The sequence below is a fragment of the Pseudomonas cedrina subsp. cedrina genome, assembly GCF_001983175.1.
GTDB classification, from domain to species: Bacteria; Pseudomonadota; Gammaproteobacteria; order Pseudomonadales; family Pseudomonadaceae; genus Aquipseudomonas; species Aquipseudomonas cedrina.
This window is the reverse complement of record NZ_MNPW01000006.1, coordinates 236,786-253,076: the sequence shown is the minus strand read 5'-3', so window position 1 is coordinate 253,076 and position 16,291 is coordinate 236,786. Positions and strand designations below refer to the sequence as shown.

General features: G+C 60.4%; 13 protein-coding genes. 8 read left to right on the top strand and 5 right to left on the bottom strand.

Annotated elements, in window-relative coordinates; genetic code table 11:
• Window positions 1-356 precede the first annotated feature (356 nt).
• The gene (locus BLL36_RS14480; protein WP_076952087.1) at window positions 357-1,646 is read left to right on the top strand and encodes an MFS transporter; all 1,290 of its coding nucleotides are present in this window, start codon (window positions 357-359) and stop codon (window positions 1,644-1,646) included.
• Window positions 1,647-1,649: 3 nt separating this feature from the next.
• Here BLL36_RS14480 and BLL36_RS14475 read toward each other — a convergent pair whose 3' ends face one another.
• Together BLL36_RS14475 and BLL36_RS14470 are read right to left on the bottom strand one after the other, a co-directional pair.
• A complete protein-coding gene (locus BLL36_RS14475) occupies window positions 1,650-2,075 on the bottom strand; it encodes a PIN domain-containing protein (protein WP_231998935.1) in 426 nt (141 codons plus the stop codon).
• A 66-nt stretch (window positions 2,076-2,141) separates the two neighbouring features.
• Window positions 2,142-3,176 (bottom strand): helix-turn-helix domain-containing protein, encoded by a 1,035-nt coding sequence (locus tag BLL36_RS14470; RefSeq protein WP_076952086.1) that lies wholly within the window; start codon window positions 3,174-3,176, stop codon window positions 2,142-2,144.
• A 307-nt stretch (window positions 3,177-3,483) separates the two neighbouring features.
• Between BLL36_RS14470 and BLL36_RS14465 the strand changes: the two genes are divergently transcribed.
• The 7 genes from BLL36_RS14465 to BLL36_RS14435 all read left to right on the top strand — a co-directional run bounded on the left by BLL36_RS14465 (window position 3,484) and on the right by BLL36_RS14435 (window position 12,534).
• Complete coding sequence (locus tag BLL36_RS14465; RefSeq protein ID WP_076952085.1) at window positions 3,484-4,470, top strand: phosphate ABC transporter substrate-binding protein PstS; 987 nt, start codon at window positions 3,484-3,486, stop codon at window positions 4,468-4,470.
• A 399-nt stretch (window positions 4,471-4,869) separates the two neighbouring features.
• Window positions 4,870-6,903: an ABC transporter permease subunit gene (locus BLL36_RS14460; RefSeq protein ID WP_197678491.1), complete on the top strand. Its 2,034-nt coding sequence runs from the start codon at window positions 4,870-4,872 to the stop codon at window positions 6,901-6,903.
• Between the two features lie 15 nt (window positions 6,904-6,918).
• Complete coding sequence (gene pstA / locus BLL36_RS14455) at window positions 6,919-8,589, top strand: phosphate ABC transporter permease PstA (RefSeq protein WP_076952083.1); 1,671 nt, start codon at window positions 6,919-6,921, stop codon at window positions 8,587-8,589.
• 140 nt (window positions 8,590-8,729) lie between these two features.
• The gene (gene pstB, locus BLL36_RS14450) at window positions 8,730-9,563 is read left to right on the top strand and encodes a phosphate ABC transporter ATP-binding protein PstB (protein ID WP_076952082.1); all 834 of its coding nucleotides are present in this window, start codon (window positions 8,730-8,732) and stop codon (window positions 9,561-9,563) included.
• Between the two features lie 70 nt (window positions 9,564-9,633).
• Entirely contained in the window at window positions 9,634-10,395 is a 762-nt protein-coding gene (phoU, locus tag BLL36_RS14445) for a phosphate signaling complex protein PhoU (RefSeq protein ID WP_076952081.1), read from the top strand.
• 167 nt (window positions 10,396-10,562) lie between these two features.
• Window positions 10,563-11,474 carry a response regulator gene (locus BLL36_RS14440; RefSeq protein WP_076952080.1) on the top strand — a complete coding sequence of 304 codons (912 nt, stop codon included), beginning with the start codon at window positions 10,563-10,565 and terminating at the stop codon, window positions 11,472-11,474.
• Between the two features lie 388 nt (window positions 11,475-11,862).
• Entirely contained in the window at window positions 11,863-12,534 is a 672-nt protein-coding gene (locus BLL36_RS14435) for a peptidoglycan DD-metalloendopeptidase family protein (protein ID WP_076952079.1), read from the top strand.
• Window positions 12,535-12,537: 3 nt separating this feature from the next.
• Here the strand turns inward: BLL36_RS14435 and BLL36_RS14430 are convergent, their stop codons facing one another.
• The 3 genes from BLL36_RS14430 to phoB all read right to left on the bottom strand — a co-directional run bounded on the left by BLL36_RS14430 (window position 12,538) and on the right by phoB (window position 16,208).
• Window positions 12,538-13,878 carry a hemolysin family protein gene (locus tag BLL36_RS14430; protein ID WP_076952078.1) on the bottom strand — a complete coding sequence of 447 codons (1,341 nt, stop codon included), beginning with the start codon at window positions 13,876-13,878 and terminating at the stop codon, window positions 12,538-12,540.
• A 258-nt stretch (window positions 13,879-14,136) separates the two neighbouring features.
• Window positions 14,137-15,423: a phosphate regulon sensor histidine kinase PhoR gene (phoR, locus tag BLL36_RS14425; protein ID WP_231999013.1), complete on the bottom strand. Its 1,287-nt coding sequence runs from the start codon at window positions 15,421-15,423 to the stop codon at window positions 14,137-14,139.
• A 95-nt stretch (window positions 15,424-15,518) separates the two neighbouring features.
• Window positions 15,519-16,208 (bottom strand): phosphate regulon transcriptional regulator PhoB, encoded by a 690-nt coding sequence (gene phoB / locus BLL36_RS14420; RefSeq protein ID WP_010207570.1) that lies wholly within the window; start codon window positions 16,206-16,208, stop codon window positions 15,519-15,521.
• Between the last annotated feature and the right edge of the window lie 83 nt (window positions 16,209-16,291).

Here is a 16,291-nt window from a genome sequence, read left to right as displayed (position 1 = left end):
TAGCCGTCTTCGAAAAAAACGTTTCAGCACCAACATACACCGCGTGATGCGTTTCTCGTAAGGCGTACTAAAGGGAAACTCTGCCAAATCGGCTGGACGGCACCCAACGACGTTTTGGCACAGCAGCCCCTCAAGACAGCGGGTCTTGCGCTTGCAAGGGCCGAGTATATCGAGACCCTGGCGCCACGACGACCTCTGGGCGCTCATTTGGTCGGCAAATGGCGGCTGTACGGGGGCTTTTTGCCGCAACTGTGCTTCTGATGTGCTTTTCCGGGCGATTTGCTATCTTGCCGAACCCGTTCCGGCCCGGCCAACACCTCGGGCTTGCCGTTCTGACTAATAAGAGAAGCCTTGCCATGTCCTCCGTGCCCGCAAGCAGTGCGCAACCTTCGCGCCCGCTGACCCGCAACGACTACAAAACCCTGTCGCTGTCTGCCTTGGGCGGGGCGCTGGAGTTTTATGATTTCATCATTTTCGTGTTTTTCGCCACCGTGGTCGGGAAACTCTTTTTCCCGGTCGACATGCCCGAATGGCTGCGCATGATGCAGACCTTCGGCATCTTCGCCGCAGGTTACCTGGCGCGCCCCCTGGGCGGCATCATCATGGCGCACTTCGGTGACTTGCTGGGCCGCAAGAAAATGTTCACCCTGAGCATCTTCATGATGGCCGTGCCGACCCTGATCATGGGCCTGCTGCCAACCTACGCACAAATCGGCCTGTGGGCGCCGGTCCTGCTGCTGCTGATGCGCATCATCCAGGGCGCGGCGATTGGCGGTGAGGTGCCAGGTGCCTGGGTGTTTGTCTCTGAACACGTGCCACCACGCCATATCGGCTACGCCTGCGGCACACTGACCAGCGGTCTCACCGCCGGGATCCTGCTGGGTTCGCTGGTGGCCACCGCGATCAATACGCTTTATAGCCCGGAGCAGGTGTCGGATTACGCCTGGCGCATCCCGTTCCTGCTTGGCGGCGTGTTCGGCCTGCTGTCGGTGTACCTGCGCCGCTGGCTGCACGAAACGCCGATCTTCGCCGAGATGCAGCAGCGCAAGGCCCTGGCCGCCGAGTTGCCCTTGCGCGCCGTACTGCGCGACCACCGTGGCGCCATCGTCTTGTCGATGCTGCTGACCTGGCTGTTGTCGGCCGGCGTTGTGGTGGTCATCCTGATGACCCCGACCGTGCTTCAGACCATTTACCACTTCAGCCCGACCGTTGCGCTGCAGGCCAACAGCCTGGCCATCGTCACCTTGAGCCTGGGCTGCATCGCCTCCGGCGCTTTGGCTGACCGCTTCGGCGCCGGCCGCGTGCTCATCTGCGGTTGTGCGCTGTTGCTGGCTACTTCCTGGACGCTGTATCACAGCCTGATGGCCCACCCGGACTGGCTGTTCCCGCTATACGCTCTGACCGGTTTGTTTGTAGGCGTCATCGGGGTAGTGCCCTACGTGATGGTCAAAGCGTTCCCGCCCGTGGTGCGTTTCAGTGGTTTGTCGTTCTCCTACAACGTGGCCTATGCCGTGTTCGGCGGGCTGACGCCGCTGGCGGTATCGCTGCTGATGAAGGAAAGCCCGATGGGCCCGTCCTACTACGTAGCCGCGCTGTGTGTGATGGGGATGGTGGTGGGCGGGTATCTGTGGAAGCGAGGGCGTTGAGGTTCAATTAGGCTCTCGCCATTGCGAGAGCCTTGTTGAGCATTCGGTGCCTGGTAATCGGGCACCATGCCAAAGCATATTCTCCAGGGCCTGCGCGGCGACCGATGATGTGATCGTGTGGTGTTCAACCATAAGGTCCAGCAGCCAGAGGGCCCCTCTTACTTGGAGGCCGTCCTTCTGTGCTTGTCGGCGTAATTTTCCATCTCCCGTAAGCAATGGCCTGCCGGTTGTATGGGCCAATAAATAGCAGGACACGTCGGCCATTGAACTGTTGCCATGCTCGCGTTTCATTTTGAGTAGTTTTTGTACTCCCGCGTCATCAAACGACTCGACCAACAATCCTTGGGCTAGTAATTCGTCGTGGGGGAAGTCGGCCAGTTCATAGAGAACAAAATCTGTACAGCAAAGGGTGAAAGGCAATCTGAACATCTTGTTCCAGCAGTCCGGCATTTCTGAAGTCGATCCAGATATTCGTGTCGCTGATATAGATCAGGCTCATTCACTCTCCAGTGCCTTCAAGGGTCTTCGCAGCAATTCCGCGGCCCGGGATCTAGTGATCAATTCCTCCGCCAACGCCCAGAACACTAAAGACTCGAAACGTGCTGGCGGTTTGCAGGGTAGGGGTTCGGGTTCAGCCTTACGCCAGCCATTAGTGCTGAATTGAATGGTGAGTAATTTGTAGCCGGTGTCGCCTACCAGGCTGAGATCTTTGAGGCGGCGTAGCGCAGCGTGCATTGATAGCCCGTACTGACGTTTGGCAATGAGCAGTTCCTGAGTATGAATCCTAGAGCGCGGTCGGCTGCCGAAGTCGCGGATAACGGCCTTGGCTGGATAAAGAAACGCTCCAGCGAAACGGTGACAGCAGTTTTCCTTGTCACGCTCAGACATGTCTTCGGGAAGTTGCATCACCCAATGTCCCAGCTCGTGAGCGGCAGTGAAACGAATGCGTTCACCTGGACGCTGGGCATTCAAGGCGATCAGTACATGTTCGCCGTCACGGGTAGCTACGCAAGCACCGTCGAAATCATCCGGGCCATCAAGCATCACTACCTTGATGCCATGTTCCTCCAGTTGTTCGGTCAGGTGTGCGATTGGGTTGCCTCCCATGCCCCAATACTCCCGCAGTTCCTCTGCGGCTCGCTCGGCATCTGCAGCGCAGGAAGCCGGCAATAAGTGCATTGGAGTTCTAGCAGTCTGAATATCCAACGGCTCGAAGCATTCCTCAAGGGCAATGTAGCGTTCCAAGTGCTCTCGGACCTGTTCCTCGACCTGTACTTGACGGTAATGAGGCATTTTGGCCAGTTTGCGAAACTCCAGCGGGGCGAGGGGCAAGGCTTCAGGGCGGAAAAAATACTCTGGGTTTACTTCCAAGGCCTTGGCCAATTGCAGGAGGCGCTGGGAGTTCGGGACGCTCGATCCTTTTTCATATTTGCTAAGGCCCTGCTTGCTTATGTCGCCCAGACGCTGTGCCAGCGCTGCTAGGGACATGCCGCGCAATAATCTTGCGCGGCGAATGCGGTCATTGATCATGGGAGTTCTCCTTAGGTTGACAAGTTTGTCCATGGTGTTTTATTTGTCAACCTAAGATGAGCCGCATGCGGGCGTGCCTGGACGCCGGGGTAAGTTAGTGTTCCCGCTTCCGAGCCACAACCCTAAAGACTTGTCGGAAAATTCCAGGCGACGTTGCGGGCAGCCCACTCAGACTATTTTGATGCCAAGGTAAGATCCCTTCCAATGCTGGCCTTTCATCCAACTGTCACATTCCAGACATAGAGTAGTCACACGGCCTGCCGATACTTGGCCCGATCCAATTATCCCTATCTGCTAGGAGCAAGGCATGAAACTGAAACGTTTGATGGCGGCAATGACGTTTGTCGCTGCTGGCGTCGCGACCGCCAACGCGGTGGCTGCTGGCGTTGACCCGGCGATCCCGGCTTACGTCAAGACCACTGGTGTGTCGGGCAACTTGTCCAGCGTCGGTTCCGATACCCTGGCAAACCTGATGACCCTGTGGGCCGAGGGTTACAAAAAAGAATACCCGAACGTCAACATCCAGATCCAAGCGGCCGGCTCGGCTACCGCGCCTCCTGCGCTGACCGAAGGCACCTCCAACCTGGGCCCGATGAGCCGCAAGATGAAGGACACCGAACTGGCGGCCTTCGAGCAGAAATACGGCTACAAGCCAACCGCCATCCCGGTTGCCGTGGATGCCCTGGCTGTATTTGTACACAAGGACAACCCCATCCAGCACCTGACCATGGAACAGGTCGACGCGATCTTCTCTTCGACGCGTCTGTGCGGCGCCAAGACCGACGTGAAAACCTGGGGTGACCTGGGTGTGACCGGCGACCTGGCCAACAAGCCGGTGCAGTTGTTTGGTCGTAACTCGGTGTCCGGCACCTACGGCTACTTCAAGGAAGAGGCCCTGTGCAAAGGTGACTACAAGCCAAACGTGAACGAACAACCCGGCTCGGCTTCGGTCGTGCAGTCGATCAGCTCGTCGCTGAACGGCATCGGCTACTCGGGCATCGGCTACAAGACCGCCAGCGTGAAAACCGTGGCCCTGGCCAAGAAAGGCAGCACTGACTACATCGAAGACAGTGAAGAAAACGCCCTGAACGGCAAATACCCGCTGTCGCGCTTCCTCTACGTTTACGTCAACAAAGCGCCGAACAAGCCTCTGGCCCCGCTGGAAGCCGAGTTCGTGAAGCTGGTGCTGTCCAAACAGGGCCAGGAAGTTGTAGTCAAAGACGGCTACATCCCGCTGCCCGCCAAAGTCGCTGCCAAAGCGCTGGCTGACTTGGGTCTGAAAGAAGGCAACTAAGCCTGTAATACCCGATGTAAGACCGGGCCCCACAAAGGCCCGGCTTCATCCCATCTTTTTTGTCCGCTGCCAGCCTTGCCTCGCGGCGGATTTGGTGCGTCACCGCATTGTCATCTTTCTGTCATACAGGACCGCTAGGGTGTGCGCATGAATGATCTGGCCAACTCCACCATGACGACGACTTCTCCTCCCAAGCGCATTGATTTCAATACGCCTGAGCTGCAACGCAAGCGCCGCATTCGCGCGCTCAAGGATCGCCTGACCCGCTGGTACGTGCTGGTCGGCGGTCTCGCCGTTCTCGGCGCCATTACCTTGATCTTCTTTTTTCTGGCCTATGTCGTCGCGCCCTTGTTCCAGGGTGCTTCATTGACCAAGGAAGACGCACTGACCCCCGCTTGGATCCAGGACGCCGGCAAGCCGCTGATGATCTCCCTCGAAGAACAGAACCAGGTCGCCATGCGGGTTTCCGACAAGGGCCAGGCGCTGTTCTTTAATCTAGAGACTGGCGCCGAGCTCAAACGCGTCGACCTGCCGCTTCCGGCCGGGACCAGCGTCGCGTCCATCGGTGAAGACCAGCCCGGCAGCCCGCTGGTGATCCTCGGGTTGTCCAATGGCCAGTCCATGGTGTTCCGCCACACCTATAAGGTGTCTTACCCCGACGGCAAGAAGACCATCAGCCCGGCGATCGAATACCCTTACGGCGAAACCCCGATCGTCCTGGATGATGCGGGTCGCCCGCTGGAACATGTAGCGCTCAACGCCACGGATACCACGCTGGTGATCGCAGGTTCGGCGGGTTCGTATTTGAACGTGCTGTCCCTGAGCCGCGAAGAAAACATGATGACCGGCGAAGTCACCAGCGAGCAGAAGCGTATCGAGCTGCCGCAAATGACCGAACCGGTGAAGGCGATCTTCATCGACCCACGCCAGCAATGGCTGTACGTGATCAACGGCCGCGCCCTTGCCGACGTCTTCAGCCTGCGCGACAAAAGCCTCAACGGTCGCTACAAACTGCTGGACGATGCCAACGCTGAAATCACTGCCAGCACCCAGCTGGTGGGCGGTATTTCGCTGATCATCGGCAACTCCAAGGGCGGCCTGGCCCAATGGTTCATGGCCCGCGATCCGGATGGGGAGCAGCGTTTCAAGCAGATCCGCACGTTCCAGATGGGCACCACGCCGATCATCGAAATTGCCGCCGAAGAGCGCCGCAAGGGCTTTACCGCCCTCGACGCTTCCGGCCAGTTCGGTGTGTTCCATAGCACCGCGCACCGCACCCTGCTGGTCGACCCGGTCGTCGACGGCCAAGGCGTGTTCGGCCTGTCGCCGCGCGCGAACCGCGTCATCGTGGAGGCCGGCGGCAAACTGCAACCGCTGCTGCTGGACAACCCGCACCCCGAAGTATCCTGGAGCGCGTTGTGGAGCAAGGTCTGGTACGAAAACTACGACGAGCCTAAATACGTCTGGCAGTCGACCGCCGCCAACACCGATTTCGAACCCAAAATGAGCCTGGCTCCGCTGACCTTCGGTACCTTGAAGGCGGCGTTCTACGCCATGCTGCTGGCCGCGCCATTGGCGGTTGCCGCTGCAATCTATACCGCTTACTTCATGGCGCCGAGCCTGCGCCGCAAGGTCAAGCCGGTAATCGAGCTGATGGAAGCCATGCCGACAGTGATCCTCGGCTTCTTCGCCGGCCTGTTCCTGGCGCCGTATGTGGAAGGCCATCTACCGGGGATTTTCAGCCTGTTGATGTTGTTGCCGATTGGCATCCTGGTCGCCGGTTTTGTCTTCAGCCGCCTGCCTGAATCAATCCGCCTGCGGGTTCCCGATGGCTGGGAAAGCGCGATCCTGATCCCGGTGATCCTGTTTGTCGGTTGGCTCTCGCTGTACATGAGCCCCTACCTGGAGACCTGGTTCTTCGGCGGTGACATGCGCATGTGGATTTCCCACGACCTGGGGATTACCTACGACCAGCGCAACGCCCTGGTGGTCGGTCTGGCCATGGGTTTTGCAGTGATCCCGAACATTTACTCCATCGCCGAAGACGCCGTGTTCAGCGTGCCGCGCGGCCTGACCCTGGGCTCCCTGGCCCTGGGCGCCACGCCCTGGCAGACCATGACTCGCGTGGTGATCCTGACCGCCAGCCCAGGCATCTTCTCGGCGCTGATGATCGGCATGGGCCGCGCTGTCGGCGAGACCATGATCGTGCTGATGGCCACCGGTAATACCCCGGTGATGGAGATGAACCTCTTCGAAGGCCTGCGCACACTCGCGGCCAACGTCGCGGTGGAAATGCCCGAGTCGGAAGTCGGCGGCAGTCATTACCGCGTGCTGTTCCTCTCGGCGCTGGTGCTGCTGTTGTTCACCTTCATCATGAACACCCTCGCCGAGCTGATTCGTCAGCGTCTGCGCAAGAAATACTCGTCGCTTTAAGAAAGGTAGAAGTCTGTGAAACAGAACTCCCTGAATGGATGGTTCAAGAGCGGCGCCCCCGGCGTCTGGATCAGCGGTGGCGCGGTGTCCATCGCGGTCATCATGACCATTGGTTTGCTGGCGGTGATTGCGGTGCGCGGTCTGGGCCACTTCTGGCCGGCCGACCTGATCCAGGCCAACTACAACGTACCGGGCCAGGCCAACCATATCGTCATCGGCGAAGTGGTGCAGAAGGAAGAGGTGCCGCGCGAGCGTTTGAAAAGCGCCGGACTGCCGGTGCCCGACGCAGGCCCGGAATTCATGACCCGTGAGCTGATCAAGGTCGGCAACCGTGACCTGAACGGCAACGACTTCACCTGGATCGTCGGCGAGTGGTTGAAAGACCAGGCCACGCCGAAAAACCTGATGACCATCGAGCGGCGTGAGTGGGGCAACTTCTACGGCACGCTGGTCAACGTCAAGCAGGATGGCAAGGTCATCGCCGAAGGCGAAGCCGCATGGCCTGAGCTGCAAGCCCGTGTCGAGCGCGTGAACGCGCTGGCCGCCCAGCTCAAGACCCTTGAAAAGTCCGATATCGGCGCGATCAACGCCGGGCTCGAACGCATCCGCCTGCACGGTCGCAAACTGGAGCTGGAGGGCAAGCTTGACGCCACCGCCCAGGCCGACATGGACGCTGACCGCGCCGAATTGAACGCCCGCTACCAGGACATCGAAGCGCGCCTGGCCGACCTGCACGCCCAGTTCAACCGCGACGCGCTGACCGCCCGCGACGGCAACGGCAAGGAAGTCGAAATCGGCATTGGCAAAGTGGTGCACGCCTACCAGCCGAACGCCATGGGCACGATGACCAAGATCGGCTTCTACTTCAGCAAGGTCTGGGAATTCCTCAGCGATGACCCACGGGAAGCCAACACCGAAGGCGGGATTTTCCCGGCCATCTTCGGCACCGTGATGATGACCCTGATCATGGCGATGATCGTGACCCCGTTCGGCGTGCTGGCGGCCGTGTACCTGCGTGAGTACGCCAAACAGAACACCCTGACCCGCATCATCCGCATCGCCGTGAACAACCTGGCCGGCGTACCGGCCATCGTCTACGGCGTGTTCGGCCTGGGTTTCTTCGTGTATGTATTGGGTGGCTCGGTCGACCGCCTGTTCTTCGCCGAAGCCCTGCCGGCCCCGACCTTTGGTACGCCGGGCCTGCTGTGGGCCTCGCTGACCCTGGCGCTGCTGGCGGTGCCGGTGGTGATCGTGGCCACCGAAGAAGGCCTGGCGCGGATTCCGCGTACCGTGCGTGAAGGCTCCCTGGCCCTGGGCGCGACCAAGGCGGAAACGCTGTGGAAGATCGTGCTGCCGATGGCCAGCCCGGCGATGATGACCGGCATGATCCTCGCCGTGGCCCGCGCCGCCGGCGAAGTGGCGCCGCTGATGCTGGTAGGCGTGGTGAAGTTGGCGCCGTCGCTGCCGCTGGACGGCAACTACCCGTACCTGCACCTGGACCAGAAGATCATGCACCTGGGCTTCCATATTTATGACGTGGGTTTCCAGAGCCCCAACGTCGAAGCCGCACGGCCGCTGGTGTACGCCACTGCGCTGTTGCTGGTGATGGTGATTGCCACGCTCAACCTGTCGGCGGTGTGGATACGTAACCACCTGCGCGAGAAGTACAAAGCGCTGGACAGTTAATTGAAGTGAGCGCGGACTCAATGTGGGAGCGGGCTTGCTCGCGAATGCGGTGTGTCATTCAACACACCTGGCGACTGAAACGACGCCTTCGCGAGCAAGCCCGCTCCCACACAACGAATTGGTAGCACAGGGAGCATCCCATGCAACACGAAAACCAACCCCACGGCATCAACATGTCTGCCCTGGGTCGCGACAAGCAGAGCCTGAGCCTGGCCCAGGAAACCGTGGCCATCGAAGTGCCGGGCCTGAGCCTCTATTACGGCGACAAGCAGGCGCTGTTCGACGTCAGCATGAACATCCCCAAGCAGCGCGTGACGGCCTTCATCGGCCCGTCCGGCTGCGGCAAGTCCACGCTGCTGCGCACCTTCAACCGCATGAACGACCTGGTTGACGGTTGCCGCGTGGACGGTGCCATCAACCTCTACGGCACCAACATCTACCGCAAGGGCGAGGACGTGGCCGAGCTGCGTCGCCGCGTGGGCATGGTGTTCCAGAAACCCAACCCGTTTCCCAAGACCATCTACGAAAACGTGGTCTACGGCCTGCGCATCCAGGGCATCAACAAAAAGCGCATCCTGGATGAAGCCGTCGAGTGGGCCTTGAAAGGCGCGGCGTTGTGGGACGAGGTCAAGGACCGCCTGCACGAATCGGCGCTCGGCCTGTCCGGCGGCCAGCAGCAGCGCCTGGTCATCGCGCGCACCATCGCCGTGGAACCGGAAGTGTTGCTGCTCGATGAACCCTGCTCGGCACTCGACCCGATTTCGACGCTGAAAGTCGAAGAGCTGATCTACGAGCTCAAGTCCAAGTTCACCATCGTCATCGTGACCCACAACATGCAACAGGCGGCGCGGGTTTCCGACTACACCGCGTTCATGTACATGGGCAAGCTGGTGGAATTCGGCGACACCGATACCCTGTTCACCAATCCGGCGAAGAAGCAGACCGAAGACTACATCACCGGTCGCTACGGCTAGGAAGCCGTGGTTCTGATTGCATTGACGCTGCGGTTCTCCGCACCCTACCGGACGCTCCAAGGACGCCAACATGATTAGCAAAGAAGGCCTTACCCACCACATCTCCGCGCAGTTCAACGCCGAGCTTGAGGAAGTGCGCAGCCACCTCCTGGCGATGGGCGGGCTGGTGGAAAAGCAAGTCAATGACGCGGTGACCGCGCTGATCGAGGCCGACTCGGGGCTGGCCCAGCAGGTGCGTGAGATCGATGACCAGATCAACCAGATGGAGCGCAACATCGACGAAGAATGCCTGCGCATTCTTGCCCGTCGCCAACCGGCGGCGTCCGACCTGCGTTTGATCATCAGCATCTCCAAGTCGGTGATCGACCTGGAGCGCATCGGCGACGAAGCCACCAAGATCGCCCGCCGCGCCATCCAGCTGTGCGAAGAGGGCGAAGCACCGCGCGGCTACGTGGAAGTGCGGCATATCGGCGACCAGGTGCGCAACATGGTGCGCGACGCCCTCGACGCATTTGCGCGCTTCGACGCCGAACTCGCGCTGTCGGTGGCCCAGTACGACAAAGTCATCGACCGCGAATACAAGACCGCCCTGCGTGAGCTGGCTACCTACATGATGGAAGACCCGCGCTCTATCTCGCGGGTCTTGAGCATTATTTGGGTGCTGCGCTCGTTGGAGCGTATCGGCGACCATGCGCGCAACATCTCGGAGCTGGTGATCTACTTGGTGCGCGGAACCGACGTACGGCACATGGGCCTCAAGCGCATGAAGGCCGAAGTTGAAGGTTCAGTCGATCAAATACCTAATGTTCCGGGCGAAACTGACGATAAGTAAGGTTGCCCGAGAAATTAACGCCCGGCCTTTGGCCGGGCGTTTTCGTTTGCGGCGGATGAATTTTTTGCACAGCAGGCACAATAAGTTCTGCTGTGACTACCGAGTTTTGGCAAAATGCCATCAGTCAGGCGTGTTGCGTGCCGAAGTGTTAATAGGATGAAGGGTCGATGAGTAAAGTCAGTGTATTGGTGGTGGATGACGCCTCGTTTATCCGCGATCTGGTGAAGAAGTGCCTGCGCAACTACTTCCCGGGTATCAAGCTTGAAGATGCGGTAAACGGCAAAAAGGCCCAGGCCATCCTGATGCGCGAGACCTTCGACCTGGTGTTGTGCGACTGGGAAATGCCGGAGATGTCGGGCCTTGAACTGCTGACCTGGTGCCGCGAGCAGCCGCACCTCAAAGCCATGCCTTTCGTGATGGTGACCAGCCGTGGCGACAAGGAAAACGTGGTCCAGGCCATCCAGGCCGGCGTTTCCGGCTACGTCAGCAAGCCGTTCACCAACGAACAGTTGCTGAGCAAGGTCAAGCAGGCCCTGCACAAGATCGGCCGCCTCGACGCGCTGGTTGCCAGCGCACCGACCAAAATGAACTCGGCTTTTGGCAACGATTCCCTGAGCGCTCTGACCGGCGGCAAGCCCGAAGCGGTCAAGTCGGCGCCTGTGGCGGCGGCTGCACCCGCGCCGAGTCGAGGCCTGCTCAATAGCCCGTCGCTTCAGGCGCCTGCCGCTGCGTCTCCGGCCGGCGGTCGGGGGCAAGGCCAACTGCGCCTGTCCAGCGGCACCCAGCAATGCGTGATCAAAGCGCTGAGCATCAAGGAAGCGCTGCTGGTGGTGCGTCGTGGCGAAATCCTGCCCCAGGTGCTGGAAAGCGCCGTACTCGACCTGGAGCAAGGCGACAACGCCGAAGTGGCCCGTCTCAACGGCTACCTGCACGCCATCGTCGCCTTCGAACCCAAGCCCGACAGCGACTGGCTGCAACTGACCTTCCGGTTTATCGACCAGGACGCGCAGAAGCTCGACTACATCTCCCGCCTGATCGCACGCGGCACCGCGCAGAAGCACTTTGTGCCGGGTGCTTGATCCTGGAGCAACCACTAACCCCTGCGGGCTTGCCCGCCATAGCCATAGGTATCTACACATCTTTTTTGAGGGCGTGCGAGCATCTGTAGTGAGCGGGCTTGTCCCGCGCTGGGCTGCGAAGCGGCCCCAGACCAGGCGACTTGGATTTATCTGGGACTCGACGGCGTCTTTATTGGGGCGGCTTCGCCACCCAGCGCGGGACAAGCCCGCTCACTACAAAGTTGTGTAGATACCTATGCCGCGATAGCGGTGTGCCAGATACATGATCTGTGCGTGACACCCTGTCATCGCAGGCAAGCCAGCTCCCACAGTTGATATCAGCGCTCTATACAAAGTTGTCATGATCCCTTGCTAACCTGCCGCTCAGTCGTCCCGGCAGGATCACGCCATGCTCATGCGCTTTTTGCTGTGCTGCGGGCTGGCCACGGTCGCCATGTCGACCCAGGCCATGACCCTCTACAAATCCACCGATGCCAATGGCGTGGTGTTTTTCAGCGACCGGCAAACCCCCGGTGCCCAGGCGTTTGTGATCCAGGAACGCCGTGCCGAGCGGGTCAAGCCTGCAGTGCGCCTGGTGCCTGAACGCCGTTACCCGCAGCAAGCCTACCGTTATCCCTTGCCCTGGCGTGGTGGGCCGTTCCGCCTGAGCCAAGGCCCCAACGGCAGTTTCAGCCATACCGACGCCAAGAGCCGCTACGCCATGGACATTGCCATGCCCGAAGGCACGCCGATCATTGCGGCACGCAGCGGTGTGGTGGTCAGGACCGAAAATGCACAGGTCGGGCGGGGCAATGATGCGTCGGGGAATTTCGTCAGGGTGCGTCATGACGACGGCACCGAGGGTGTGTACCTGCACCTCAAGCAAGGTTCGGTGAGTGTCCGGGCAGGGCAGCGCGTGGCGATGGGAAGCCCGCTGGCGTTGTCGGGCAATACCGGCAACAGCAGCGGGCCGCACCTGCACTTTGTGGTGCAGCAGAGCACCGAGGCCGGGCTGGTGTCGATCCCTTACGAGTTCAACCAGCCGGTCGGCACATTGCCCAATTTTGCATTGGGCAATTGACGGTCAGTCCAGCAGCAGGACCTTGGCCAGCACGATCTTCGGCCCTTTCATCTTCTTGATGATGATGCGCAAGCCTTCGACCTCCAGCACTTCTTCCTCTTCCGGCACCCGCTTGAGAGTGTCGTAGATCAGCCCGGCCAGGGTTTCGGCCTCGATGTGGTCCAGGTCGACGCCCAGCAGGCGCTCGACCTTGAACAGCGGCGTATCGCCACGCACCAGCAGCTTGCCCGGCTGATAGGCCAGGATGCCGCGCTCGGCCTTGCGGTGTTCGTCCTGGATATCACCCACCAGCACTTCCAGCACGTCTTCCATGGTGAGGTAGCCGATGATCTTGCCGTCGGCTTCTTCTACCAGGGCGAAGTGCGCGCCGCCTTTACGGAACTGTTCCAGCAACTGCGACAACGGCATATGCCGCGACACGCGCTCCAACGGGCGGGTCAATTCGGCCAGGTTGAACGACTCGGGAATGTGGTCCAGGGCCGCCAGCTCCAGCAACAGGTCCTTGATGTGCAACAGGCCCACGAACTCGTTACGCACCGCGTCATACACCGGGTAACGGCTGAATTTATGGCGGCGGAACAGCGCGAGGATTTCCTTGAGCGGGGCGTTGAAATCCAGGGTGACCAGGTCTTCCCGGGAATTGGCCCAGTCCACTACTTCCAGCTCGCCCATTTCCACGGCAGAGGCCAGTACGCGCATGCCCTGGTCGCTGGGGTCCTGGCCACGGCTGGAGTGCAGGATCAGCTTGAGCTCTTCGCGGCTGTAATGGTGCTCGTGATGCGGGCCAGGCTCGCCTTGGCCGGCGATGCGCAGGATAGCGTTGGCGCTGGCATTGAGCAGGTAGATCGCCGGATACATGGCCCAGTAGAACAGGTACAGCGGTACCGCCGTCCACAGCGACAGCAGCTCGGGTTTGCGAATGGCCCAGGATTTGGGTGCCAGCTCACCGACCACGATGTGCAGGTAGGAGATCACGAAGAAGGCGGCAAAGAACGACACGCCCTTGATCACTTCCGGCGATTCGACGCCCATCGCGCCCAGCAGCGGCTCGAGGATATGTGCAAACGCCGGTTCACCGACCCAGCCCAGGCCCAGGGAAGCCAGGGTAATACCCAACTGGCAGGCCGACAGGTAGGCGTCGAGCTGGCTGTGTACGGTCCGCAGGATCTGCCCGCGCCAGCCATTGGTGTGGGCGATGGCCTCGACCCGCGTCGAGCGCAGTTTGACCATGGCAAATTCCGCCGCAACGAAGAAACCGTTGAGCAGTACCAGGACCAGTGCAAAAAGGATCATGCCGAAGTCGGCAAAGAGCGTAGCGAGGGTGATACCAGGGGAAGGGTCCATGATGGGGTTTTGCAGGTTCCGTGTGTTCAATAAAGGGGACGGGTGGGCCTGGAAGGCAGGCGCAAGTCGGCCAATGTAGCGGCTGACGGGGCGCTTGCCTAGTGCCTGCTGCCGGGCGGGGAGCTGATTGTGGTGTCACAGAACCGGTGTGGGAGCTGGCTTGCCTGCGATGGCGTCGTGTCAGGCGACATCTGTAGTGGCTGTGCTGGCGCTATCGCAGGCAAGCCAGCTCCCACATCAAAGCGTCGTCTCTGCGATTTATTCGTCCTTCTCGACGAGTCGCGAACGGCTCACCTGCGTCGCGGGAAAATGGCAGGTAAACGTACTGCCATGCCCCAGCACGCTGCTGATTTCCAACCGTGCACGGTGGCGCAACAGCACATGCTTGACGATCGCCAGGCCCAGCCCGGTGCCGCCGGTGTTGGAGTTGCGGCTGGAATCTACGCGGTAGAACCGTTCGGTCAGGCGTGGCAGGTGCTTGGCATCGATGCCGATGCCGGAATCCTGCACGCTCAAGTGTGCGCCCTGTTCGTCGGCCCACCAGCGGATGCGGATATTGCCTTTGTCCTGGGTGTATTTCACGGCGTTGAACACCAGGTTGGAAAACGCACTGCGCAACTCACCTTCGCTGCCTTTGAGCAGTACGGCCGGGTCGGCTTCCAGGCTGATCTGTTGCTCGCGCTGGCCGGACAATGCCTGGGCATCGTTCTTGATGGTCTGCAGCAGGCTCTGCACGGCCACCGGATGGTTGTCCGACGGGTAATCGGTCGCTTCCAGCTTGGCCAGCAGCAGCAGGTCGTTGAGCAGCGTTTGCATGCGTGAACCTTGTTGCTGCATCTGCTGCAGGGCGCGGCTCCAGCGCGGGTTGATCTCGTCGACGTTATCCAGCAGCGTTTCCAGGTAACCGCAGATCACCGTCAGTGGTGTGCGCAGTTCATGGGAGACGTTGGCGACGAAATCTTTACGCATCTGTTCCAACTGGTGGATGCGGGTGACGTCGCGCACCAGCATCAAGTGTTCGTTGTTGCCGTAGCGCGTCAGGTACAACTGGATGCGCACGCGGTCATTGGTGGGCGAGGGGATTTCCAAGGCTTCTTCGTAGTTATCCTGCTCGAAGTACTCCTTGAAGCGCGGGTGGCGCACCAGGTTGGTCACCGGTTGACCGCTGTCCTGAGGCGTCTTGAGGCCCAGCAGGGTCTCGGCGGCGCGGTTCCACCATTCCAGGTTGCCGTCGCTGTCGAGCATGATCACCGCGTCCTTGAGCGCGGCGGTGGACTCCTGCACCCGGTCGATCACCGCTTGCAGGCGTCCGCGCACCCGTTGGTCGCGGCGTTGCAGATGGTAGATGCTGTCGAACACTTCGCCCCACAGGCCGTAGCCGTCGGGCGGCGCTTCGTCGGGTTTGTGTTGGCGCAGCCATTCATGCAGGCGCAGCAATTGCTTGAGGGTCCAGCCCAGGTACAAGCCAATGCCGACCGCCAGGCTCCAGCCGTAATAACCGCTGACCAGGCCCACCAACAGGCAGCCGGTGATCAGCAAAAGCATGTGGCGGATCAGGGTGCCGTGCCAGTTTTGATTCACTTGAACATGCGTCCTTGTCAGCTGTTAAGTCAGGCGCTTACGTGCACAAATCGGCTGGCTCAGCCTTTGGTTGAAAACCGATAACCGGTGCCGCGCACGGTTTGTACCAGATTCTCATAGGCCTCGCCCAAGGCTTTGCGCAGGCGGCGGATATGCACGTCCACGGTACGCTCTTCCACGTACACGTTGCCGCCCCACACCTGGTCGAGCAGCTGGCCACGGGTGTAGGCGCGTTCCTGGTGGGTCATGAAAAATTGCAGCAAGCGATATTCGGTAGGGCCCATCTCGGCGGGTGTGCCGTCGATGGTCACGCGGTGGCTGATCGGGTCCAGCAGCAGGCCGCCGACTTCGATGGGTGCTTCGCCATCGGTCGGACCGGCGCGGCGCAGTACAGCCTTCAGACGAGCGACCAGTTCCCGTGGGGAAAAAGGTTTGGTGATGTAGTCGTCGGCACCGACTTCCAGGCCCTGGATCTTGTTGTCCTCTTCGCCCTTGGCGGTGAGCATGATGATCGGGATATCTCCGGTCAGCTCGTCACGCTTGAGGCGGCGGGCCAGCTCGATGCCGGAGGTGCCGGGCAGCATCCAGTCCAGCAGGATCAGGTCCGGCTTGCGGTCGACAATGATGGCATGGGCCTGCTGGGAGTTCTCCGCCTCCAGGCAGTCATAGCCGGCCATTTCCAACGCAACGGCGATCATCTCGCGGATGGGCGCTTCGTCGTCAACAATCAGAATGCTCCTGCCAACCATTGCCTGAATCCTCTTGTCATTTAACTGTCTTGCGCCGCATTAGATAACGGAATTATTGCAGTCGTGTGACAGTAATTTAGTCG